Annotated in this window: 20 protein-coding genes and 1 pseudogene; 12 read left to right on the top strand and 9 right to left on the bottom strand. The window is 71.2% G+C overall.

The window, feature by feature from the left end:
- Positions 1-32: 32 nt before the first annotated feature.
- Both QQX09_RS10625 and QQX09_RS10620 read right to left on the bottom strand, forming a co-directional pair.
- Positions 33-914, bottom strand: a complete 882-nt coding sequence (locus QQX09_RS10625) for a bifunctional methylenetetrahydrofolate dehydrogenase/methenyltetrahydrofolate cyclohydrolase (protein WP_301134437.1) — start codon at positions 912-914, stop codon at positions 33-35.
- On the bottom strand, positions 911-1,753 hold the full coding sequence (locus QQX09_RS10620; RefSeq protein WP_301134434.1) for a methylenetetrahydrofolate reductase: 843 nt from the start codon (positions 1,751-1,753) through the stop codon (positions 911-913). The genes QQX09_RS10625 and QQX09_RS10620 overlap by 4 nt, the downstream gene beginning before the upstream one ends.
- Positions 1,754-1,915: 162 nt before the next feature.
- On the opposite strand from QQX09_RS10620, the gene QQX09_RS10615 reads away from it, so the two are divergent.
- A complete protein-coding gene (locus QQX09_RS10615; protein ID WP_301134431.1) occupies positions 1,916-2,374 on the top strand; it encodes a MarR family winged helix-turn-helix transcriptional regulator in 459 nt (152 codons plus the stop codon).
- Between the two features lie 83 nt (positions 2,375-2,457).
- Positions 2,458-3,516 carry a hypothetical protein gene (locus QQX09_RS10610; RefSeq protein ID WP_301134429.1) on the top strand — a complete coding sequence of 353 codons (1,059 nt, stop codon included), beginning with the start codon at positions 2,458-2,460 and terminating at the stop codon, positions 3,514-3,516.
- A 168-nt stretch (positions 3,517-3,684) separates the two neighbouring features.
- On the opposite strand, the gene QQX09_RS10605 is transcribed toward QQX09_RS10610, so the two are convergent.
- The 5 genes from QQX09_RS10605 to QQX09_RS10585 form a co-directional block, all read right to left on the bottom strand.
- Positions 3,685-5,022, bottom strand: coding sequence for an aminomethyl transferase family protein (locus QQX09_RS10605; RefSeq protein WP_301134426.1), 1,338 nt, complete (start codon positions 5,020-5,022; stop codon positions 3,685-3,687).
- A 166-nt stretch (positions 5,023-5,188) separates the two neighbouring features.
- Positions 5,189-5,662: a MarR family winged helix-turn-helix transcriptional regulator gene (locus tag QQX09_RS10600; protein WP_301134424.1), complete on the bottom strand. Its 474-nt coding sequence runs from the start codon at positions 5,660-5,662 to the stop codon at positions 5,189-5,191.
- Positions 5,663-5,795: 133 nt separating this feature from the next.
- The gene (locus QQX09_RS10595; RefSeq protein WP_301134420.1) at positions 5,796-7,172 is read right to left on the bottom strand and encodes an aminomethyl transferase family protein; all 1,377 of its coding nucleotides are present in this window, start codon (positions 7,170-7,172) and stop codon (positions 5,796-5,798) included.
- A 249-nt stretch (positions 7,173-7,421) separates the two neighbouring features.
- Complete coding sequence (locus tag QQX09_RS10590) at positions 7,422-8,081, bottom strand: GntR family transcriptional regulator (RefSeq protein ID WP_301134418.1); 660 nt, start codon at positions 8,079-8,081, stop codon at positions 7,422-7,424.
- 99 nt (positions 8,082-8,180) lie between these two features.
- The gene (locus tag QQX09_RS10585; RefSeq protein ID WP_301134415.1) at positions 8,181-9,101 is read right to left on the bottom strand and encodes a LysR family transcriptional regulator; all 921 of its coding nucleotides are present in this window, start codon (positions 9,099-9,101) and stop codon (positions 8,181-8,183) included.
- A gap of 137 nt (positions 9,102-9,238) precedes the next feature.
- Between QQX09_RS10585 and hpaD the strand changes: the two genes are divergently transcribed.
- From hpaD to QQX09_RS10545, 8 genes and pseudogenes are all read left to right on the top strand, one after another.
- Positions 9,239-10,237: a 3,4-dihydroxyphenylacetate 2,3-dioxygenase gene (gene hpaD, locus QQX09_RS10580; RefSeq protein ID WP_301134412.1), complete on the top strand. Its 999-nt coding sequence runs from the start codon at positions 9,239-9,241 to the stop codon at positions 10,235-10,237.
- Positions 10,238-10,258: 21 nt separating this feature from the next.
- Positions 10,259-10,948 (top strand): annotated as a pseudogene (locus QQX09_RS10575) (RraA family protein); the annotation flags it as partial.
- A gap of 52 nt (positions 10,949-11,000) precedes the next feature.
- Positions 11,001-11,786: a 2-keto-4-pentenoate hydratase gene (locus tag QQX09_RS10570; RefSeq protein ID WP_301134410.1), complete on the top strand. Its 786-nt coding sequence runs from the start codon at positions 11,001-11,003 to the stop codon at positions 11,784-11,786.
- Positions 11,771-12,574, top strand: coding sequence for an HpcH/HpaI aldolase family protein (locus tag QQX09_RS10565; protein ID WP_301134408.1), 804 nt, complete (start codon positions 11,771-11,773; stop codon positions 12,572-12,574). The genes QQX09_RS10570 and QQX09_RS10565 overlap by 16 nt, the downstream gene beginning before the upstream one ends.
- A gap of 106 nt (positions 12,575-12,680) precedes the next feature.
- The gene (locus tag QQX09_RS10560) at positions 12,681-13,697 is read left to right on the top strand and encodes a glycoside hydrolase family 43 protein (RefSeq protein ID WP_301134407.1); all 1,017 of its coding nucleotides are present in this window, start codon (positions 12,681-12,683) and stop codon (positions 13,695-13,697) included.
- Positions 13,698-13,759: 62 nt separating this feature from the next.
- A complete protein-coding gene (locus QQX09_RS10555) occupies positions 13,760-15,022 on the top strand; it encodes an oligosaccharide MFS transporter (RefSeq protein ID WP_301134405.1) in 1,263 nt (420 codons plus the stop codon).
- Between the two features lie 335 nt (positions 15,023-15,357).
- Entirely contained in the window at positions 15,358-16,677 is a 1,320-nt protein-coding gene (locus QQX09_RS10550) for an oligosaccharide MFS transporter (protein WP_301134403.1), read from the top strand.
- A gap of 107 nt (positions 16,678-16,784) precedes the next feature.
- Positions 16,785-17,576 (top strand): L,D-transpeptidase, encoded by a 792-nt coding sequence (locus QQX09_RS10545; protein WP_301134401.1) that lies wholly within the window; start codon positions 16,785-16,787, stop codon positions 17,574-17,576.
- Between the two features lie 515 nt (positions 17,577-18,091).
- Here the strand turns inward: QQX09_RS10545 and QQX09_RS10540 are convergent.
- A complete protein-coding gene (locus tag QQX09_RS10540) occupies positions 18,092-20,215 on the bottom strand; it encodes a hypothetical protein (RefSeq protein WP_301134399.1) in 2,124 nt (707 codons plus the stop codon).
- A gap of 333 nt (positions 20,216-20,548) precedes the next feature.
- Here QQX09_RS10540 and QQX09_RS10535 point away from each other — a divergent pair, with 333 nt between their 5' ends.
- The gene (locus QQX09_RS10535; RefSeq protein ID WP_301134397.1) at positions 20,549-21,226 is read left to right on the top strand and encodes an arsenate reductase/protein-tyrosine-phosphatase family protein; all 678 of its coding nucleotides are present in this window, start codon (positions 20,549-20,551) and stop codon (positions 21,224-21,226) included.
- Between the two features lie 10 nt (positions 21,227-21,236).
- Positions 21,237-21,647, top strand: a complete 411-nt coding sequence (locus QQX09_RS10530; protein WP_301134394.1) for an arsenate reductase/protein-tyrosine-phosphatase family protein — start codon at positions 21,237-21,239, stop codon at positions 21,645-21,647.
- Positions 21,648-21,713: 66 nt separating this feature from the next.
- Here QQX09_RS10530 and QQX09_RS10525 read toward each other — a convergent pair whose 3' ends face one another.
- Entirely contained in the window at positions 21,714-22,265 is a 552-nt protein-coding gene (locus QQX09_RS10525) for a hypothetical protein (RefSeq protein WP_301134392.1), read from the bottom strand.
- Positions 22,266-22,327 lie beyond the last annotated feature (62 nt).

Below are 22,327 nucleotides of genomic sequence, written 5' to 3'. Positions count from 1 at the left end.
CCGCCAGGGTCGACGGCCGCACGTTCAGGCCGTCAAGCGGCGGATCTCTCCGCCATCTCGACGATGTTGGTGAGCAGCAGCGCGCGGGTCATGGGTCCGACGCCGCCGGGGTTGGGGGACATCCAGGCGGCGACGTCGCCGACCTTGGGATCGACGTCGCCCGCGATGCGGGACGCGCCGGTGGCGGGGTCGGTCACGCGCGAGACCCCGACGTCGAGCACGACCGCGCCTTCGCGGACGTCCTCGGGACGGACGATGCCGGCCACGCCGGCGGCGGCGACGATCACGTCGGCGTCGCGCAGGGCCGCCGGCAGGTCCCGCGTCCCCGTGTGGGTGAGCGTGACCGTGGCGTTGTGCGCGCGCCGCGTGAGCAGCGGGGCGATGGGGCGGCCCACCGTGACGCCGCGGCCCACCACGACGACGCGCTTGCCGTCGAGGTCGAGGCCGTGGCGCTCCATGAGCGCGACGACGGCGCGCGGCGTGCACGGCACGGGCGTGTCGATCGGCGCGTTCACGTTGAGCGTGAGGCGCCCCAGGTTGACCGGGTGGAGGCCGTCCGCGTCCTTCGCGGGGTCGATGCGCTCGAGGATCCGGTCGGTGTCGAGGTGGCGCGGCAGCGGCAGCTGCACGATGTAGCCCGTGCAGGCCGGGTCCGCGTTGAGCTCGTCGATGACCGCCTCGAGCTCCTCCTGGGTGGTCTCCGCGGGCAGGTCGTGGCGGATCGAGCGGATGCCCACCTCCGCGCAGTCGCGGTGCTTGCCCGCGACGTACCAGGCCGATCCCGCATCGTCCCCCACGAGGACCGTGCCCAGGCCCGGCGTGACGCCGCGTGCGGCCAGGCTCGCCACGCGCTCGCGCAGCTCCGCCTTGATGGCCGACGCGGTCGCCTTGCCGTCCAGGACGCGGGCGGTCATACCGTCGCCAGGTGGTTCTGCACCCAGCCGGCGGTCGCGTCGAGGCCGCCGAAGGTGAAGAAGTGGACGCGGATGTCGCCGTGACGACCGGGGTCGATGCTGGACGCGAGGTCCTCGACGAAGCGGTCGGGACCGGCGGTGCCGACGAGGTTGGTCACGGAGAACCCGTACTTGCGGGCCAGCGTGGTGCTCGAGCCGACGCCGCAGCGCCGCGCGAAGCCGAGCAGGCGCTTGATGCCGGCCGGGCCGGGCACGCCGACGCGGATCGGGAGCTCGATCCCGAGGCCGCGCACGCGCTCGGCCCACGCCAGCACGGCGTCGGTGTCGAACGAGAACTGCGTGATGATCGTGCCGTCGAGGCCCTGGTCGACGATGCTCGCCGACTTGTCGGCCAGCGCGGCCCACAGGGCGGCGTCGGAGATGTCGGGGTGGCCCTCGGGGTAGCCGCCGATGCCGACCTCGCGGACGCCGAACTCGGGCAGGATGCCCGAGCCGATGATCGACAGGGCGTCGGAGTACGGGCCCTGGGGTTCGCGGGGGTCGCCGCCGATGACGAAGACCTTCTCCTGGGTGCCCTGCGCCTGGTGGGCGCCGAGGAAGTCCGCGAGGACCTCGGGGCTCGTGACGCGGCGGGCGGAGATGTGGGGGACGGGCGTGAGTCCTCCGTCCGCGACGGCCTTGGCCGCCGCGAGCCGGTCGGCAGCGTCCTCGGTGCCGAGATAGGTGACGTTCACGCGGGTATCGGTGGGAAGGGTCGCCGCAGTCTCGAGGAGCTGGGGCAGATCCCTCGCGGTCATCTCGAGCGAGAAATCGTCGAGAAGCGTGGCGGTGCCATGCATCGTCGGGCCTCCTTTGGTCCGGGGTGCAGAAGGAGTTGCGTTCAATCATTACAGTTGCCTGTCATAGTTGATGTCAACTGTGAATTCTTCGGAGGGTGTCCTGCCAGGCATGTCGCGCGCTCTGCGGCACAATCGGATGAGGCCGGCGAGAGGACGGGTGCCGTGGGGACTCCGGAATGGGACGACAGCCTCCCGTATGCGCTGTGGCGCGCCCACCAGGTGGTGCAGCGCTCGGTGACCGCCGAGCTCGAGTCCTCCGGGGCGACCATCAACCAGCTCGGCATCCTCGTGCACCTGCACCTCGAGGGTCCGCGGTCCGCCTCCGACCTCGGGCGCCGCTTCCGCATCACGCCGCAGAGCGCGGCGCTCGCGCTGCGCACGCTCGAGCAGCGCGGGTGGACCACGTCGCGCCCGCACCCCACCCACGGGCGCGTGGTGCTGCACGAGCCGAGCCCTGCGGGCGTCGAGGCCGCCGAGGACGCGATCCACCGGCTGGACGGCGTCAACCAGCGCCTCGACGAGGCGATCGGCGAGGACCTGCGCAAGGAGCTGGTCGCGAGGCTCGTGATCGTCGACCGCAAGCTAGGCGGCCCGCGCGACGAGGGCGACCTGTCCCTGTAGCATCGCAGTCGACTGAAACCGTCCGCTGGGGCGCCCTGCGCGACGTCGCGCATCGTCCCGGTCCCCGAGAGAGGCATCGCCACATGACCGCGACGACCCGCCCGCACGGCGCCCACCTGGTGGGCAGCATCAACCTTCCCGACGCCGAGACCGTGATGCGCACGGCGGCCGCGGAGCTGGGCGACCGCCTGGCCCGCATCCCCGACGGCGAGGTCGGCGAGCGCTTCCACTGGGTCGCCTTCCAGCCCGACCGCATCGCGCAGACGCCCGGCCTCGGCCGCGAGGGCGACCACCCGATCATGGTCGGCACCCTGGACATCCGGAAGGTCACCGTGCCCGACGACATGGACCTGGACGCCCTCGAGCTCGCGCCGCTGGGCTACGCCGAGGCCGCGCTGTCCTCGTGGGAGGTCTTCTCGCGCCTCCAGGCCGAGGGCGTGATCCCCGCGACCACGCGCTTCCAGGTGTCGCTGCCCACGCCCGTCGGCGTCGTCGGCTCGATGGTGCGCGCTTCCGACCGCGCCCGCTTCGAGCCCGTGTACGAGCGCGCGCTGTTCAAGGAGCTCGCGCAGATCCTCGCCGCGATCCCGCACGACAAGCTCGCGATCCAGTGGGACAACGCGCTCGAGTTCGGCTACCTCGAGGGCGCCGGCTACCGCGGCTCCACCGACCGCGGCTGGTTCGGCGAGGACGTGCTCGGCGCGCTCGCGGAGCGGTCCGCCCGTCAGGCCGCGCAGGTGCCCGACGACGTCGCCCTCGGCTACCACCTCTGCTACGGCGACATCGGCGAGAAGCACTACGTCGAGCCCAAGGACGCGGGCTTCCTCGCGCGCTTCGCGCAGAACCTCGTGAAGGACGTGGACCGCCGCATCGACTGGATCCACCTGCCCGTGCCGATCGAGCGCGACGACGAGGCCTACTTCGCGCCGCTCGCCTCGCTCGACCTCCCGGAGGAGACCGCGCTGTTCCTCGGCCTCGTCCACCGCCAGGACGGTGTCGAGGGCGCCGAGCGTCGCATCGCCGCCGCGCACGCCGCGGTGCAGGACTTCGGCATCGCGACGGAGTGCGGCATCGGCCGTGCCCCGGCGGACACCGTCGCGGGCCTGTTCGCGCTGCACCGCGAGGTCTCCGAGGCGCTGTAGCGCCGCACGGACGCGCCCCGACCGGCGCCCACCCCACCGCAACCGGCGTATGGGCCGGGGCTCGCGCGCATCGTGCCTGATCGCGCAACCGGGGCGCGCGCTCATACGCCGGTTGGCGCGGGCCGCGCATCGTTCCCACAGGGACGATGCGCGGCCCGCCTTCCGCGTTCAGACCAGGTTGCGGCGGTACTCCGTGCGCGCGAACTCGTCGTACGGCGCGGGACGCACCGTGGCGCGCAGGCGCACGAAGCCGTCCGTGGCGCCGGGGGCGGCGTCCGCGCCCGGGTGCTCGCCCCAGACCAGGTCGACCGTGCTGCCGGGCGCGGCGACGGACTCGTCGACGAGGGACAGCGCGAGCAGCGTGCCCACCGGCTCGATGAGCGCCGAGTAGAAGGTCGAGCCCACGAGGTCGCCCGCGGGCGTCTCGATGCGGTGCCGGGCGTGGCTCATGAGGTACTCGCCCTCGTCGCCGAACGCCGCGCGCACCTCGGCCGGGTCGCACTCGAGCGTCACCTTGCGGCGCAGCGGGCCCTCCTTCGCGGCGATGAGCGCGTCGCGGCCGATGAAGTCGTGGCCCAGGTGGATCGAACGCCCGTAGCCCAGCTCCCACGGCGACGTGTAGTAGTCGGTGATGTCCTCGGAGTAGAGGCTGCCGTGGAGCGGGTTCATGCCCTCGTACGAGAAGACCGACAGCTGCTGGCGGTACTCCGCGAGCGACGGGTCGAGGTAGATCGCCGCGGTCGGGGCCGCGATCCAGCCGCTCTCGACGCCGTTGGTCGAGTACGACTTCGCGCCGATGCGCACCACGTCGAGCACCTCGCCCGCCTTCATGAGCGCCGCGAGGAAGCGGTCGTGGTCGCGGTAGTCGCCGATGAACTCGTAGCCGGGCTGGCCCGCCATGCCGTGGCGCAGCGCGCGGATGGGCATGCCGTCGAGCTCGACGACGGTCGAGTGGAAGAACTTCACCTCCGGCAGCGGGCCGCCGAAGGCGCGGTGGACCAGCTCGAGCGCGTGCGGGCCCTGGACCTGGAGGCGGAAGCGCTCGGGGTCCTCCTTGACGAAGCTGCGGTCCGGGTCCGTCGACAGCTCGACGTCGTAGCCGCCGTTCTTCGCGTGATAGGCCACCCAGTTCTGCGCGCACGGCACGCCGGAGAGGATGAACGACTCCTCGCCCTCGCGCAGCAGGATGCCGTCGGAGATGATGTTGCCGTCCGCCGCGACCGGGACGAACTGCTTCGCCTGGCCGATCGCGAAGCGCTCGTAGTTGTTCGCGCTGACGTCGCTGAGCAGCCGCATCGCGTCGGGGCCCTTGAGGGCCGTGTTGTACATGTGGAACGAGAGGTCGGCGATCGAGACGCCGTCGCGCCACGCGCGCTGCTCGGCGGCCCAGCCGGCGTACTCGGGCTCGACGACGGGCGGCACCCATGCCTCCGCGCCCGCCTTCCACAGCAGTCGGACCGGGGACCCGGCCTGGTCGATGGCCTCTTGCAGGCTCTGTCCGTACATCGCTTCGCTCCCTCGCCATTGAGTGATCGGAATTTAAGGCACCTTACATCTACCTGAAAACTCCGGCGGTATCAATGGGTGCGGGACGATGCGCGGGCCGGGTGGCGCATCGTCCCTGGGTGGGGCGCCGCGCCGGCGGCGGATCGGCGCCCGGCGTCCGGGCCGCTCAGCCCTGCGAGCGTGCGGGGCTCACCCGCGCGCCGCCGAACTCGTGCGACAGCCGCTCCAGCTCCTCGACGAACGACGGCGCGTCCGCCAGCGCATCGGCCAGCCGGTCGTTGAGGTCCTTCATGCGCGCGCGGCCCTTCGCGACGGCGGCGAGGCCGGGCTCGGTGAGCTCGTAGAGGATGACGCGTCCGTGCACGGGATGCGGCCGGCGCGAGACCCAGCCGAGCCGCTCGAGGTTGCCCAGCGCCGTCGACACGCTCTGCGGCGTGATCGAGTAGCGGCGCGAGAGGTCGGAGCCGGACAGCGGCCCGAGCTCGTCGAGGTGGACCGCGAGGCCCATCTGCGTGGGGGTGACGCCCAGGTCCGACAGCGCGTCGGCGGACAGTCCGTGGACCACCTGCTGCGCGCGCCACAGCGCGAACGCGATGCCCTCGCCCCAGCGCTCGGCGGGGCCGTCCTCGGTCGCGGTCACGTCGCCTCCTTCTTCTCGGCGCGAGCCCACGGTACCAAGGTGCGCCTCGCGGTCGCGGGACCTCGTGCCCGCCCCACGGCGCGGGGAGGCCGGGCGCCCTCCCGCGCCCGACCTCCCCGCATCGTGCCTGCTGTCAGGCGTTCGCCAGGACGCGGTTGCCCGAGCCCTGCGTGACCTCCGCGAACGGGCGCGGCACCACGGTCGCGCCCACGCGGACCTGGGTGTGGCGCTCGACGAAGGGGTTGTCGGAGCCGCCGTCGGGCTCGCCCCAGACGAGCTCGACGCGGGTGCCGTCCTCGGTGGCGGACTCGTCGATGCTGCCGAGCGTCAGCCAGCGGCGCGCGTTGGCCGAGTAGCTGGTGAGGTTGCCCAGGCCCACGAGCTCGCCGTCGCGCTCGATGCGGTCGAACTGCGACGCGGTGTAGAACGACGCGGGCATCTCGAGGCCCTTGTAGCGGCCCATGCCCTCCTCGTACATGCTCGAGAAGATCGCGGCGACGGACTCGCGGTCCCACACGAGCCACGACTTCTTGCGGTGCGGCTCGTCCTTGCGGGCCTCGAGGGCGTCGCGGCCGATGAAGTCGTGGTCGAACTTCGCGATGTGCGTGTAGCCGAGGTCCCACGGGGTGACGTAGTAGTCCTCGATGCGGTCGGAGACGAAGCTGCCGCCGAGGGCGAGGTGGGCCTCGAAGGACTTCGCCGGCACCCACTCGCGGAAGGCCTGCATCTCGGGGGTCGAGTAGATCGCGGGCAGGGTGTTGGCGATCCAGCCGGACTCGGTCGCGACCGCCGCGTAGGCGCGGCCGCCCACCTGGGTGATGCCGTACTCGGCGCCCGCGGCGAGCAGCGTGTCGCGCACGCCCTCGAGCTCGGCGTAGGGGCCGAAGAACTCGAGGCCGGGGAAGCCGGACATGCGGTGGTTGAGCGCGGTCGTCGTGTACTGGCCGATCTTGAACTGGCCCATGTGGAAGAACTTGATCTCCGGCAGGGGGCCGCCGTTGACCTTCTCGAAGATCTCGGTGGCGTGCGGGCCCTGGAGCTGGAGGCGGTAGAGCTCGCGTCCCTTGGGGTTGGCGAGCGTGCGCAGGTCGCGGGTGACCTCGACGTCGTAGCCGCCGACGCCCGCGTTGAACTCGATCCAGTTGAGGGCCGGCGGGCGGCCGACGACGCGCACGTGGAGGTCGGCGAGGCAGAAGAGGATCGCGTCGCCGACCATGTTGCCGTCGTGGCCCACCGCGATGAACTGCTTCGCCTTCATGGGGCCGAAGCCCTTGAAGCTGTTCGCACCGAGGTCGGCGAGCAGGCGGTACGTGTCCGGGCCCGTGATGGTGAGGTCGTTCATGTGGTGCGACAGGTCCATGAGGGCCGCGGTCTTGCGCCACGACTCCATCTCGTCGCGCCAGTTGGTGAACTCGGGCTTGATGGGGAACTGATAGGCGCCGGAGCGTCCGCTGCGCAGCAGGCCCATCGGGCCGCCGGCTGCGCGGATCTCGTCGTCGAGGCTTGCCATGGTCTTCCTCTCGTCGGGTCCGCACCGTTGCGGAACGCCGTCACGTTATCAGTTGTCTGAAACCCTGAGAAGGGTTTTCTTCAGATATCTGAAACTCGCGAGGGTGTGGCCGTGCGACCCCGCCCCGCTCGGGTGTGCACTCCTCCACGCAGGACCCCGCGATCCGGCCGGATCCGAGCCGAATCGGGCCTCGGAACGCGCGTTCTGGTGGGGGAGTGCCTCAGTGGCGTGGAGGGGTAACCGCGGAGGTCAGCGCGCCTCGGTACGGTCCTTGTCGTACTCCTTGATCGCGACGAGGTTGTTGACCTCGTGGCGGCGGGCGGCCGTCTCGATCATCTCCTGGTCCGCGCCGCCCTCGATGAGGTCGATGATCGCGTCGTGCTCGGACAGCGATGCGAGCGCGCGGCCCGGCGCATAGAAGAAGGCCGAGCGGCGGATGACGTCCATGCGCGTCCACTCGTGGTGGACCAGGCCGACCAGCCGGTCGTCGTCGCAGCGCGAGCACAGCAGCTCGTGCAGCTCGCGGTTGAGGCGCCCGAAGCGCTGCGTGTCGAAGTTCGCGAGCGCGTCCCCGGCGGCCTTGTTGAGCCGGCGCGCCTCGGAGATGTCGTCGGCGCCGAGGTTGGGCGCGGACAGCGCCGTCGCGAGCCCCTCGAGCCGCGCGAGCAGGCGCAGCGAGCGCTCGAACGCGTCGGTGTCGAAGGTCTTCACGAGCGCGCCGACGTTGGGCACGATGTCCACCCAGCCCTCGGCCTCGAGCCGCCGCAGCGACTCGCGCCACGGGACCGAGGAGATGCCGTGCTCGCGCGCCAGCTGGTCGATGACGAGCCGGTGCCCTGGCCCGTACACGCCCTCCATGATCCTCTCCTTGAGGATCTCGTACGCCTGATCAGCCTTGCTCGCGGCCAACTCCCGACCTCCCTATGTCGCTGCGACGTTGAAGCGAGAACGGGCTGGTCCGCACCGCTCTCCCCCTGCGCAGCGCCCGATGCCTGATCGTATCGCACATCACATGGGATCCCTCGGAGCGTCCTCCGCGACCTGCCGCAGCAGCCGCCCGAGCGCGGGATCCTTGCCCGCCCCCGCCCGGGTCAGCACGAGCGCCCGCAGCGGCCGCGGCTCGGGGACGATGCGGCGGAGCGTCATTCCGAAGCGCGCCAGCGACGCGTGGTCCGGGTCGGGCAGGATCGCCCGCGCGATCCCCGCCTCCACCAGCGGCACCGAGGTCTGGATCGTCTCGACGGTGCGCACGCGCGCCGGCGCCACGCCGTGCCGGCGGAACGCCGCGGTGACCGCCTCGGGCAGGCTCGGCACCGCCGCGGTGCCCCGCGGCATCACCACCGTCGCGCCGTCGAACGATGCGAGCGGCAGGGGGTCCGGCGCATCGTCCTGTCCCGGGGGGAGGGCGGCGACGAGCGGCACGTCGCCCCAGTCGACGACGTCGAGGACGCCGCGGTGGCGGCGCGCGAAGCGGTCGGGGTCGGCGACCATGATGGCGGCGAGGTCGGCCTTGCGCTGCTGGAGCATGTCGATCGCGGTCCACGGCGGCGGGTCGACGAGGCGGATCTCGACCTCGGGCGCGACCTCGGCGTGGGCGCGCAGCAGGCGGGGGATGCGGTGCCACAGCAGCGCGGGCACCGCGGCCATGGTGAGCTGCCCCGCGGTGCCGGCCCCGAAGCGTCCGAGCGCGGCCACCATGTCGTCGACGTCTCCCAGCACGCGCGAGGACTGGTCGAGCAGGTAGCGGCCCGCGCTCGTCGGCTCGACGCCGCGCGGGGTGCGCACGAGCAGCGGCACGCCCACCTCGGCCTCGAGCTTCGCGATCGCGACGCTGAGCGGCGGCTGGGACATGTGCAGCGCCTGCGCGGCGGCGGTGAGCGAGCCCGCCTCGACCACCGCGGCGAAGTAGCGCAGATGCCTCAGCTCCATGCGGTCGAGGCTATCGCGCCCCGCTAGCCATACACCAGACCTATACCGGGGAGAGCGAATCGATAGTTCCCAAGGCCCGCTTGCCTCGGCATCCTGAACGCGACAGGTCAACGACGACACCCGACCCGGAGGCGGCCATGACGCTCCCCACCACCAACTTCGACGCCCCGTTCGAGATCACGCGCGCCAGCCACGTGCGCCTCGGCTGCACCGACCTCGAGAAGAGCCGCGACTTCTACCGCGACACGGTCGGCCTGGTCGTCACCGAGGAGACCGACGACGCGATCTACATGCGCGGCCTCGAGGAGGCCGCGCACCACTCGATGGTGCTCGAGTGGAGCCCCGAGGCGAAGGCGCACCGCGTGGGCCTGCGCGTGCGCCGCGAGCAGGACGTCCTCAACGCCGAGAAGTACTTCAAGGCGGTCGGTATCGAGCACGAGCGCGTCGAGGTGCCCCACCAGGGCCCGACGCTGCGCTTCCGCGACCCCGTGGGCACGCTCATGGAGATCACCTCGGAGATGAGCCTGGTCGAGCGCAAAATGATGGCCTTCGACGAGTTCGTCGCCGGCGCCCCCCAGCGCCTCGACCACTACCAGGTGGTGACCTACGACGTGCAGGAGGCCACCGACTTCTGGACCGGCCTGGGCATGCGGATGTCCGAGTACACCGCCAAGGACGGCACCGACGAGCTGTGGGGCTCGTGGATGGAGGTCAAGGGCAACACCCACGACCTGGTCTTCACCAACGGCCGCGGCCCGCGCCTGCACCACTTCGCCTTCACCGTGCCGGACGCCACCAGCCTCATCCACGCGGCGGACGTCGCGGGCGCGCGCGGCTTCGGCCAGGAGATCGACCGCGGCCCCGGCCGCCACGGCATCTCCAACGCGCTGTTCCTCTACCTGCGCGACCCCGACCAGCACCGCATCGAGTTGTTCACCACGCACTACCAGTTCATCGACCTCGAGGACGAGCCCATCCGCTGGGACGTGTCCGACCCGCGCCGCGCGCAGCAGTGGGGCATGCCCGCCTCGCGCCGCTGGTTCTTCGAGGCGAGCGAGTTCCCGGGAGAGGTGGTGCAGGAGCCGATGCTGACGGCCACACCGGATACTCTCGAGGACTACCTGGCCATTCACTGATCGGCGGCGTCGATGACGACTCTCTCCCCGGACCTTCGCGAGCGGCTCGAGCGCGCCCCCGTCGCGGGCCTGTCCGCGCAGATGCGCAAGCGCGGCTACGACACCGTCACCATCGACGGCGTCCGCCCGCTGCCCGGCGCTCCCAAGCTCGTGGGTCCCGCCCGCACGCTCCGCTACATCCCGTTCCGCAGGGACCTCTTCGCGAGCCACGGCGGCGGCCAGAACGCCCAGAAGCAGCTCTTCGACGCGGTCGAGCCCGGCGAGGTTGTGGTGATCGAGGCGCGCGGCCTCGACGGCTCGGGCACGCTCGGCGACATCCTCGCGCTGCGCGCCTTCGCGCGCGGCGCGGCGGGCGTGGTCACCGACGGCGGCGTGCGGGATCACGATGCGGTGGCGCGCATCGGCCTGCCGGTCTTCTCGGCCGGGGCGCACCCCGCGGTCCTCGGCCGGCTCCACGTCCCGTGGGAGCACGGCTCCGCGATCGCGTGCGGCGGCGCGTCGGTGCTGCCCGGCGACATCATCGTGGGCGACTCCGACGGCGTCATCGTCATCCCGCCGGACCTCGTCGAGGAGGTCGTCGACGCGACCCTCGCGCAGGAGGACGAGGACGCCTGGATCGCCGAGCGGGTCGCCGAGGGCGCGAAGCTCGACGGGCTCTTCCCCATGAACAGCGCGTGGCGCGAGCGCTACGAGGCGGGGCTCGACGGGTGACGCCCGCGCCCGCCCCGCCCGCGCATCGTCCCCGACCCCGACAGGAGCAGCCGTGCTAGCCCCCGAGACCCTCACCGCGATCGCCGACGAGCTCGCCCAGGCCGAGCGCGACCACTCCGTCATCCCGCGGATCACCGCCCGCTACCCCGACGCCACCGTCGAGGACTCGTACGCGATCCAGGGCGTGTGGCGCGACCAGGCGCTCGCGGACGGGCGCCGCATCGCGGGCCGCAAGATCGGGCTCACGTCGAAGGCGATGCAGGCCGCGACCGGCATCACCGAGCCCGACTACGGCGTGATGTTCGAGGACACCGTGTTCGCGTCGGGGTCGGAACTGCGGCACGCGGACTATTCGAACGTGCGCATCGAGGTCGAGCTCGCCTTCGTGCTGGCGCGCCCGCTGGAGGGGCCCGGCTGCACGCTCGAGGACGTCATGGCGGCGACCGAGTACGTGGTGCCCGCGCTCGAGGTGCTCAACAGCCACATCGAGCTCGAGGGCCGGACCATCGTCGACACCATCTCCGACAACGCCGCGTACGGCGCGATGGTGCTGGGCGACACCCGCGTCACGCCCGGCGACGTGGACCTCCGCTGGGTCGCGGCGCTGCTGTCGCGCAACGGCGAGATCGAGGAGACCGGCGTCGCGGCGGGCGTGCTCGGGCATCCCGCGATCGGGGTGGCGTGGCTTGCCGACAAGCTCGCGCAGCACGGCGACTCGCTCGCGGCGGGGGAGATCATCCTCGCCGGCTCGTTCACCCGGCCCATGTGGGTGCATCCGGGGGATGATGTGGTGGCCGACTACGGAGACCTGGGGGTCGTGGAATGCCGCTTCGTCTAGACCCGACGCTGCGCGACCGGCTGGAGGAGGCCGGGCGGCCGCTCGCCGGCATGTGGGTGTGCACCGGCTCGCCGCTGGTCGCGGAGATCTGCGCCGGAGGCGGGCTCGACTGGCTGCTCATCGACATGGAGCACGGGCCGTCCGGCCTGGAGTCCGTCCTCGCGCAGCTGCAGGCCGTCGCGGCGTACCCGGTCGCGCCGGTGGTCCGGGTCGCCAAGAACGACCCCGTCGCGCTGAAGCAGGTGCTCGACCTCGGCGCGCAGAACGTCCTGGTCCCCATGGTGAACTCGGCCGACGAGGCGCGCGCCGCGGTCGAGGCGGTGCGCTACCCGCCGCACGGCCGCCGCGGGGTGGGGTCGGCGCTCGCGCGCTCGGCGCGCTGGAACCGTGTCGACGGCTACCTGACCGATGCCGACGCTTACGTCTCGCTGTTCGTCCAGGTCGAGACGGCCGAGGCGGTCGACGCGGCGGCCGAGATCGCCGCGGTCGACGGCATCGACGGCGTCTTCGTGGGGCCCTCGGACCTGGCCGCCTCGATGGGGCTGCTGGGGCAGCAGACGCACCCCGACGTGGTCGCCGCCGTGCTGCGCGCCTTCGACGCGGTGCGCGAGGCGGGCAAGCCGGTGGGCGTCAACGCCTTCGATCCCGCGGCCGCGCAGGAGTACATCGAGGCGGGCGCGACCTTCGTGCTGCACGGCGCGGACGTCGGACTGCTCGCACGCGGCTCCGAGGCGCTCGCGGCGCGCTGGGTGCCGGCCGCGGAGGACGGTCCGACCGCCTCCTACTGAGCCCGCCGCGGCGTCCCGCTCCGACCCGCCCGCTCCGCTCGCGGCCGACACCCCGCGCGAATAGGGTGCGAGGAGGCGTCTGATCGCGCGAATACGAGGAGCGGCCGTGCCCGAGACCATCCCCAACCCGATCGTCCTCCAGCGCGCCGACCCGTGCGTCCTGCGCCGCGACGGCCAGTACTACTTCACCGGCTCGTACCCGCTGTACGACCGCATCGTCCTCCGCCGGGCCGAGCGTCTCGAGGACCTCCAGGCCGCCCCCGAGGTCACCATCTGGACCAAGCACTCCGAGGGCCCCCAGAGCCACCTCATCTGGGCTCCCGAGATCCACCGCGTGAACGGCGCCTGGTACGTCTACTACGCGGCCGCGCCCAACCCGGATGTCACCTTCGACGTCCCCGACGCCGACGACACCTTCAACCACCGCGTCTTCTGCCTCGAGTGCCTCGACGACGACCCGCTCACCGGCACCTGGACCGAGAAGGGTCAGGTCGACACGGGCTGGGAGTCCTTCGCGCTCGACGCCACCTCCTTCGTGCTCGACGGGACGCAGTACCTCGTCTGGGCGCAGCAGGACTTCGCGGTCAAGGGGCACTCGAACCTCTACATCGCGCGCATGGAGAACCCGTGGACGCTCGCGACGCCGGCCGTGATGCTGTGCAAGCCGGAGTTCGACTGGGAGATCGTGGGGTTCTGGGTCGCCGAGGGCCCGTCCGTGCTCCAGAAGGACGGGTGTCTGTACCTCACCTACTCCGCGTCGGCGACGGGCATCGAGTACGCGATGGGTGTCCTCACCGCCTCCGCCTCCGCGGACCTGCTGGACCCCGCGAGCTGGACCAAGAGCCCCGAGCCCGTCTTCACCTCGGCGCCCGAGAACGGCATCTACGGCCCCGGCCACAACAGCTTCACGGAGTCCCCGTCCGGCGAGACGGTGCTCGTCTACCACGCGCGCACGTACACGGAGCTGGTCGGCAACCCGCTGTGGGAGCCCAACCGCCAGGCCTGCGCGCAGGTGCTGCCCTTCGACGAGGACGGCAACCCGGTCTGGGGCACGCCGCTCCCGCTCACCCGGCCGGCCCCGTCCGGCGTGGAGGTCCTGCCTCCTGACGGGACGATGCGGTGAGCTCCTCGGGCGGCGAGGCCTCCTCTGCGCCCGGCGGCGGGGGACCGACGATCCTCGACTCCGTGAAGCGCGTCGTGCTGTGGAACTACGGCGGGATCTACTTCTTCTACTTCGTCGTCTGGCAGTTCATCTTCACGTACATGGGCCTGTGGCTCGACGACGCGGGGATGAGCGGCGGCAGCATCGGCCTGGTCTCGACCGTGATGGCGCTCGTGGCGCTGTGCCTGCAGCCGCTGTACGGGCTGCTCCAGGACCGGCTGGGCTACCGCAAGCCGCTGTTCTCCTTCGTGGTGGTGTGCGCCGCGATGGTGGGGCCGTTCTTCCAGTTCGTCTTCAAGCCGCTCATCGAGGTCAACCAGCACCTCGCGGCGGTGGTCGGCGGCGTGTTCCTCAGCCTGGTGACGTACGCGGGCGTGTCGGTGGTCGAGGCCTTCAACGAGCGCGCCTCGCGGGCGAACGGCTTCGAGTACGGGCACGCACGGCTGTTCGGCTCGCTGGGCGGGTCCTTCGCGTCCGCGATCGGCGGCGTCATCTGGTCCGCGAACCCCGACAACATCTGGTGGGCGGGCACCTTCGCCGCCATCCTGCTGGGCGTCCTGCTGCTCGTCGCGCGGGTGCCGAAGCAGGCGCCCGCCGACCATCACGCGCCGGGGGAGGAGCACGCGCACAAGATCAGCAAGGACGCGATCGTCGGGCTGATCATGGACCGCAACTTCCTGGGCTTCGTGGTGCTCATGATGGGCACGGCCGCGCTCTACGACGTCTTCGACCAGCAGTTCTCCATCTACTTCACCGACCACGTCCAGCACGGCGACCCCGAGGGGCTGTTCGGCACGGTCGTGTCGATCCAGATCCTGCTCGAGGCCGTGGTGATGATCTTCACGCCGGCGATCGTCAACCGCATCGGCGCGAAGCGCGGCCTGCAGATCTTCGCCGCGATCCTCGTGGTGCGCGTGCTCGGGTCCGCGCTGGTCACCACCACCGAGGCGCTCATCGCGTGGCGCCTGCTCGCCGCGATCGAGATGCCCTTCATGCTCGTCTCGGTGATGAAGTACATCACCCGCATGTTCGACGTGAAGATCTCCGCGACCGCCTACATGCTCGGCTTCGGCGTCGCGAAGTCGCTCGGGGTGGCGCTGTTCTCGGCGGCCTTCGGGCGGTCGTACGACAACGTCGGCTTCGAGCAGTCGTACCTCATCATGGCGGTCGTGATCGGGATCGTGACGGTGCTCGCGAGCCTGCTCATGGGCAACGACAAGGGCCGCGAGGCGCCCAGCGGCGAGCTCGCGGACGGGGTCGACGAGGAGCCCGCGCCCGCCCGGTGACCCCTGCCGTCGACCCCCGCCGTTTGCCTATCCACGCAGCTGAGTCACTCCTCCACCTGAGAGGCCCGAATCCGGCCTCGGATGGGCCGGAGAGCGCTCTCGCAGGCGCTGCCGCGTGGAGGGGTAAACGGGCTCCGCGAATGTAAACGCATGCATAGGCGAAACGTCCCATTGTTGCCGGCCTCCACCAATTACAGTGTTTTCAACACCGGGTGACATCGAGTCGTCACCGGTGATCGGTGGCAGCGAGCCAGCGCCCGCGGATCCTCGCCCGCGCGCCCCTCCACCGCATGGCCACGGCGGCCAGAACCATGAATCCCCGGAAGGGATGTGCCATGAGCGCACCTACTGCAACGACGCCCGCCACCGGCGGCGGGTCCATCCTGACGTCCCTCAAGCGCGGCGTGTTCTGGAACTACGGCGGCCTGTACTTCTTCTACTTCGCCGTGTGGCAGATCTTCTTCTCCTTCCACGGCCTCTGGCTGTCCGAGAAGGGCATGGGCGAGGGCAACATCGGCCTCATCAACACGGTGATGGCGATCACCGCGCTGTGCCTCCAGCCGCTGTACGGCTACCTCCAGGACCGCCTCGGCCTCAAGAAGCACCTGTTCGCGTTCGTGGTGCTGTGCGGCGCGATGGTCGGGCCGTTCTTCGCCTTCGTGTTCCCGCCGCTGATGGCCTGGAGCATGGTGGGCGCCGCGGTGGTCGGCGGCATGTTCATGGCGCTCGTGCTGCTCGCGGGCGTGTCCGTCGTCGAGGCGTTCAACGAGCGCGCCTCGCGCGCCAACGGCTTCGAGTACGGCCACGCGCGCCTCTTCGGCTCGATCGCGGGCGGCACCATCACCCTGGTCGCCGGCTGGATGTGGTCCCACGTCAACCCCGACAGCATCTGGTGGGCCGCATCGTTCTGCGCGATCGTCCTCGGCGCGCTGCTCTTCGTCGCGAAGGTCCCGGACCAGGCCAAGGAGAGCGCCGCCGCCGGCGAGACCTCCGCGACCAAGGTGAGCAAGGACACCGTCAAGCGCCTCTTCACGGATCGCAGCTTCATCGGCTTCGTGGTGCTGATGTTCGGCACCGCCGCGCTCTACGACGTCTTCGACCAGCAGTTCTCCATCTACTTCGCGCAGCACGTCAACCACGGCGACCCGGTGGCCCTGTTCTCGCAGGTGGTCACCATCCAGATCTTCGCCGAGGCCGCGGTCATGCTGGTCGCGCCCTGGTTCGTCAACAAGATCGGCGCGAAGCGCGGCCTCCAGCTCTTCGCCGCGATCCTCGTGGTGCGCGTGCTCGGCTCGGCGCTGGTCACCACCACCGAGGCGCTCATCGCGTGGCGCCTGCTCGCGGCGATCGAGATGCCGCTGATGCTGGTCTCGGTGATGAAGTACATCACCCGGATGTTCGACGTACGGATCTCCGCGACCGCGTACATGCTCGGCTTCGGAGTCGCGAAGTCTCTAGGCGTCGCGGCGTTCTCGCTGCCGTTCGGCCAGGCCTACGAGACCATCGGCTTCTCCGACGCGTACCTCGTGATGTCCGTCGTCATCATCGCGGTCACCGTCATCGCCAGCTTCCTCATGCGCTCCGACAAGGAGCGCGACGACGCCATCGCCGAGGACCCGGGCGAGCCCGTGGCGCGCGAGCTCGTCAGCGCCTGACCTCCTCTTCCGGAGGGACGATGCACCGGCCGCCCGGCCTGGGAACCTACCCAGGCCGGGCGGCTGCGTCGTAGTGTGGGGGCGCTGAGGGGTCTGAGGGAGGTCTGATGCGCCGCATCGTCGCGCTGCTCACCATGGTGGGCGCGCTCGCACTGTCTGCATGCACGCCGGCGGCCGAGCCGGCCGCGCCGCCCAGCGCATCGTCCACCGCGGTCGCGGTCGCGCCGAGCGAGACGGCCACCGCGGAGGCCGAGCCGTCGCCGTCCGAGTCCGTCGACGCGACGCTGTCCTACATCGCGACCGCGCGCGGCACCAAGGTGACCGTGCTGAAGAAGCCTGACGGCGCGACCAAGACCGTGATCGAGGCCGCCGACGTGCTCACCGTCCCCGACCAGACCCCGCTGACGTTCCTGGTGAAGGAGATCCAGGGCTCGTGGCTCGAGGTGTACCTGCCGATCCGGCCCAACGGCTCGACCGGCTGGGTGTCCGCCGACGACGTCTCGCTCGCCGCGACGCACATGAGCGTCGAGATCGACATGGAGGCGTACGAGCTCACCGTGTGGGACGGCGAGGAGGCGGTGCTCACCACGGAGATCGGGCTCGGCACCGACGAGCTGCCCACCCCGGGCGGCGTCTACTACGTGCGCGAGCTGCTGCAGCCGCCGGACCCGGACGGGCTCTACGGACCGTACGCCTACGGGCTGTCGGGCTACTCGCCGGTGCTCGACGAGTTCGCGGGCGGCGACGCGGTCATCGGGCTGCACGGCACCAACGACCCTGACTCGTTCGGGCGGTCCGTGTCCCACGGCTGCATCCGCGTGCCCAACGACGTCATCACGGAGATGGTGGAGGCGATCGGCATCCCGCTGGGGACGCCGGTGTACATCGACGAGGCGTAGACGGCTTCCGGTCCACCCCCGCTCCCGCAGCGCCTCCCGCCCCCCGCGCCACTCCCACAGCCGTGAGCAATCGTGACGCTTTGCGGGGCTCCGAGCGGTCAACGGTGACGAATAGTGTCGGCGCCGTGTGGGCAGCACCGGAGTAGCACCGTCAGCCCCCAGGGCAGCGCCAAGGCCGGCCCCCGCCGCGGTCGCATGGGCCGACCGACACGATTCCCCACGATTGACGGGCCGAGCCGGCCGAGACCGACACTCAGCCTCACGGGTGCGGGAAACCGGCGGACAGCCCGGCGCCAGCCCACTCCACCCTGGGGAAAGGCATCGATCCCGACGCCCCGCCTCACGCGGGACGCCGGGATCGACGTCGCGAGGTCCGGCCCCTCAAGCAGGCCTCGCCTGAGCGCCCCCTCAGCGCTCCCTCAGCTATGCCCTCAACGTGGCTCCCCTGGGGGAGTGGCCCGGCGGGTCGCGGTCCGCTGAGGAAGACCGCGCCCCGCCGGGCCGTACACCGGGGATCAGCCGGTGTACGTCGCCACACCCGTGACCGGGGTGGCGGCCGGAGCGTCGAGGACGCTCACGATCTCGACCGGAGGCTCCGAGTTGCAGACCGGGGTGGCCGGCGGGTAGGAGACCTCGAAGGTCTTGCTCGGGTTGACCGAGATGATCACCTCGGTGTTGTCGGCACGGGTCCAGCCGTAGTTCTTCGCGCCGACGGACACCCACTCGTCCTTCGCCGTCGAGAACTTGTAGCCGGGCCAGTTGTTCGCGACGCCGTCCTCGTCGACGCTGGCGCCGGGCCACAGGATCTTGCCCGTGCCGATCGGCACCGTGGTCGACCAGTTCTTGGCCGCGTTGCGCGGGTGGACGAAGGTGATCGTCGCCGTGCCGTCGTCCGTGGAGACGCCGTCCGGGTCGGTCAGCTTGATGTCGTACCCGAGGTACGGGGCGTCAGCCGTGCAGATCTCGCCCACGATGGTCCCGTCGATGGACGGCGGGGTCGGGTTGTCGGTGTCGCAGCCCTCGGTGAGCTGCGCCTCGATCGAGTACGACACCACCAGCGACGCGTCGCCGCCGGTGAAGGCGTGTCCCTCGTCTGCGGTGAACGACGCGAGGTGGTCGCCCACGGTCTCGTCGAGCACGCCGTCGAGCGTCGCGTACGTGGTGGTCACCTCGTCGACCGCCCCCGGAGCGTCGCACGATGCGGGGGTCACGGTGATCGCCGCGGCGGCGTCCTCACAGGGGACGACCTCCTCGACGTCGACCGCCCGGTAGAGCGTCTTGTAGGTGACGTAGGGCTCCCAGCTGTAGCCGCCCTCGCCATCGCTCACCAGCAGGTAGCCGGTCGTGGTCTCGGTCGCCCACTCGGTGTAGGAGTCCATGCCGCACTGGGGCGTGCCGCTCCAGTCGGAGACCTCGACGGTCGGGGGCATGAGGCAGTCGTCGATAGTGGGCTCGTTGTTCTGCCCGTCACCCTGCTCCTCGTCCCACGCGATCACCATCGACGGGCCCTGCGCGTCGGCGAACCACTTGGGGTTGTCCTCGAGGGGCAGCGAGTCGTCCCAGCCCGGGATCGCGTGGGTGTCCACGGAGATCGGGTTCTGGCCGGTCTGCGCGATCTCGTAGCCGTCGGGGGTCTGCACGTACTTGCAGACGAACACCTTGTGCGGCTCCGGCGGGCACAGCTCCGCGGCCTCGTCCTCGGTCATCGCGCGCTTCTGCGTCTCGACGGTCTCGGAGGTCGCACCGACCCAGGTGCCGGTCGCGGTGTCCCACGTGTACGTGGTCGTCGACTTGGTGCGCGTCTCGGTGACCTTCTCGCTCGTGCACTGGTAGTCGGACACCGACCACTCCGTGTACTCGACCTTGGTCTCCGGCTTGGGCGTCCAGCAGTCGCCGTTCTCGTCACGCGTCATGCCCTCGGGGACGGTCGTCTGCTCGCCGTCGATGTTGAGGCACTTGTCGACCACGGGCGGGGGAGTGCACTCGCAGCAGCTGCCCTCGCCGTCGGACTTGTAGCCGTCCGGCACCTCGGTCTGGACGCCGTCCAGGTTGAGGCACACGTCGACCGGGGGCTCCTCGCACAGCTCGCCGGAGTCCTTGTCCTTCCAGGTCATCGTGGTCTTGCCGCCGGCGAAGGTGTAGCCGTCCGCCGCGGTGGCGGTCACGATCAGCCAGTCGCCGTCGGTCGACTTCGCGTACGTGTACGCCGCGGTGTCGTTCGGCAGGGTCCAGGAGGCGTTGTCGACGCCGCACGGGTCGGCCCAGGTGGGCGAATCCGGCGTCACGACCTCGGGCTCGGGCGCCGGGACGACCTCCTCGAGGCGCACCGCGTAGTGGCTGATCGAGTCCTTGTCCGGGTGGTCGAGCGTGACCTGGGCGACGCCCGGGTCGAAGCTCTCGTAGTACGTCGTGGTGCCCGCCTTGACGCAGGTGTCGACCACGACGTAGCCCTCGGGGGCCGTGTACAGGTAGGTGTCCGGTCCGTCGCCGGTGAAGTCGACCTTCGACTCCCAGCCGTCGACACCGTTGGGGCAGAGCTCGGATGCTCCGTTGACCGGGTCGGCCTGCGCGGCAGGCACGACGCCGATGATCGCCAGGGCCGTCACCGCAGCGGCGACAGCCAGTTCCCTCAGTCTCATATTCAGTTCCCTCCGCTCCAGGAGGGGTGATCCGGCGCCCTCAGCAGCGCCCCGTCCTCCCGGCTGGCCCCATCGTCTGGCCCGTGCAGGGGAGCGTCAAAGGTGTGGCGAACTCCACATAGACGCATGTGTCGCAGATATACGCGCGTGAAGGATGTGACAAAAGGGAGTGCGTTATCGGCTCAAGTGTGGCCCTGCGCGTGACGAAGGGCCCGGATCGACGCGCCGCCCGGCGCGCCTGTTCCAGCCCCGGAAGCAGGGACGATGCGGCGGTGGGCGGTGCGAAGCGGCCTCGCGCAAATATCTCAATGGAGATTGAGATACCCTGACCGCGTGACCGACCGACTCGCCGTCCTCGCGGCCCTCGCCGACGCGCATCGTCTCGCGCTCGTCGACGCGCTTGCGGACGGCGACCTGGCCCCCGGCGAGCTCGGCGCACGCACCGGCATGACGTCGAGCCTCCTCGCGCACCACCTGCGCGTCCTCGACGAGGCGGGGGTGGTCGAGCGCCGCCGTTCGGACGCCGACGGCCGCCGCTCCTACCTCGCCCTCCTCTGGTCGCCCCTGGTGGAGGCCGCGCTGGCGCGCCCGGCGGCGGCACCGGTCGAGCCCCCCGCCCGCGTGGTCTTCACGTGCACCGCGAACTCCGCCCGCTCGCAGATGGCCGCCGCGATGCTGGCGGCGGCGCGCATCGTCCCGGTGGCGTCCGCCGGCACGGAGCCCGCGCCGCGGATCCACCCGCTCGCGCTCGACGAGCTCGACCGCCGCGGCCTCGCACCGGTCGCCCTCGCCCCGGCGGCCCTCGACGAGGTCCGCGATGCGGGCGACCTCGTCGTCGCCGTCTGCGACCTCGCGTACGAGGACTGCGGCGGCGACCTCCACTGGTCCGTCCCCGACCCGGCAGCCGAGGGCACCACGCGCGCCTTCGCCGCGGCCTTCGACGCCCTCGAGCCCCGCGTCCGCCGCCTCGCGGCGACGCTCCGCACCACGACCACCGCATCGTCCCGATAGAAGGAGAGAAATGTCCGACAAGCCCGCCGTCCTGTTCCTCTGCGTGAAGAACGGGGGCAAGTCCCAGATGGCCCTCGGCCTGTTCGCCCACTACGCCGGCGACCGCGCGACCTCGTGGTCCGGCGGCTCGCAGCCCGGCGAGGCGCTCAGCGCGGGCGCCGTCGCCGCGATGGCCGAGGTGGGCATCGACATCACGCACGAGCACCCCAAGCGCTGGACCGACTCGCAGCTCCAGGAGGCCGACGTCATCGTCACCATGGGCTGCGGCGACGCGTGCCCGTACATCCCCGGCAAGCGCTATGAGGACTGGGCCATCGAGCCCGGCCCGTCCGAGGCGCAGCGCGACGAGATCGACGGGCGCGTCCGCGCCCTGATGGAGAGCATCGGGCTCGAGCCCGGCCCGTCCGTCATCCCGGCATAGTCCAGGGACGATGCGAGGGCCGGGTGGGCATCGTCGCCACCCGGCCCTGCCCCCCTCGGGCGGTCGTCAGCCGGTGTAGCCGGCGTCGGACAGCACCGCCGTCGCGGACTCGGCGGCCGGAGCGGCCTCCTCGGTGTCGTCGGTCCCGGTGCTCGCAGACTCCACTTCGACCTCGGTCTCGGTGGTCTCCTCCGGCTCCGGGGTCTCCTCCGGGGTGGTGGTCTCCTCGGGTTCCGGGGTCTCGGTCTCCTCGGGGACGGTGGTCTCCTGGGGCTCGGGCTCCGCGGTGGGCACCTCGCAGCCGTTGTTCCAGATCGCCTGGCCGAGCTCGGTCCAGTTGAGGCCCGGGAAGTCGGCGAACGGCGGGATGATGTCGCCCTCGTGGTCGCCGTGGCCGTTGAAGTCGATGTTGTAGCCGTTGTCGACGGCGTTCCATGAGACCTCGTTGACCGTGAAGGGGTTCGTCTCCGACGCGGTCGCGTGGCAGATCATGACCTTCTCGGTCTCGATGTGCGGGTCGTTCCTCGGGTTGTTCTCGCCCGCGATGGCGGCGGACGCGCCGGCGACGATGCCCAGCGCGAGCAGCCCGGTCGAGGCGAGGAGTGTGCGGGTGCGCATGACGCCCTCCAGCGCCGGGGGGACGTGGGGGCCCTCAGCGATGGCACCGCTACCCCCAGCTG

It is taken from the genome of Demequina litoralis, assembly GCF_030418455.1.
In the GTDB taxonomy this organism is placed as follows: Bacteria; Actinomycetota; Actinomycetes; order Actinomycetales; family Demequinaceae; genus Demequina; species Demequina litoralis.
The sequence above is the reverse complement of the archived record's forward strand: the minus strand, read 5'-3'. Positions and strand labels throughout refer to the sequence as shown.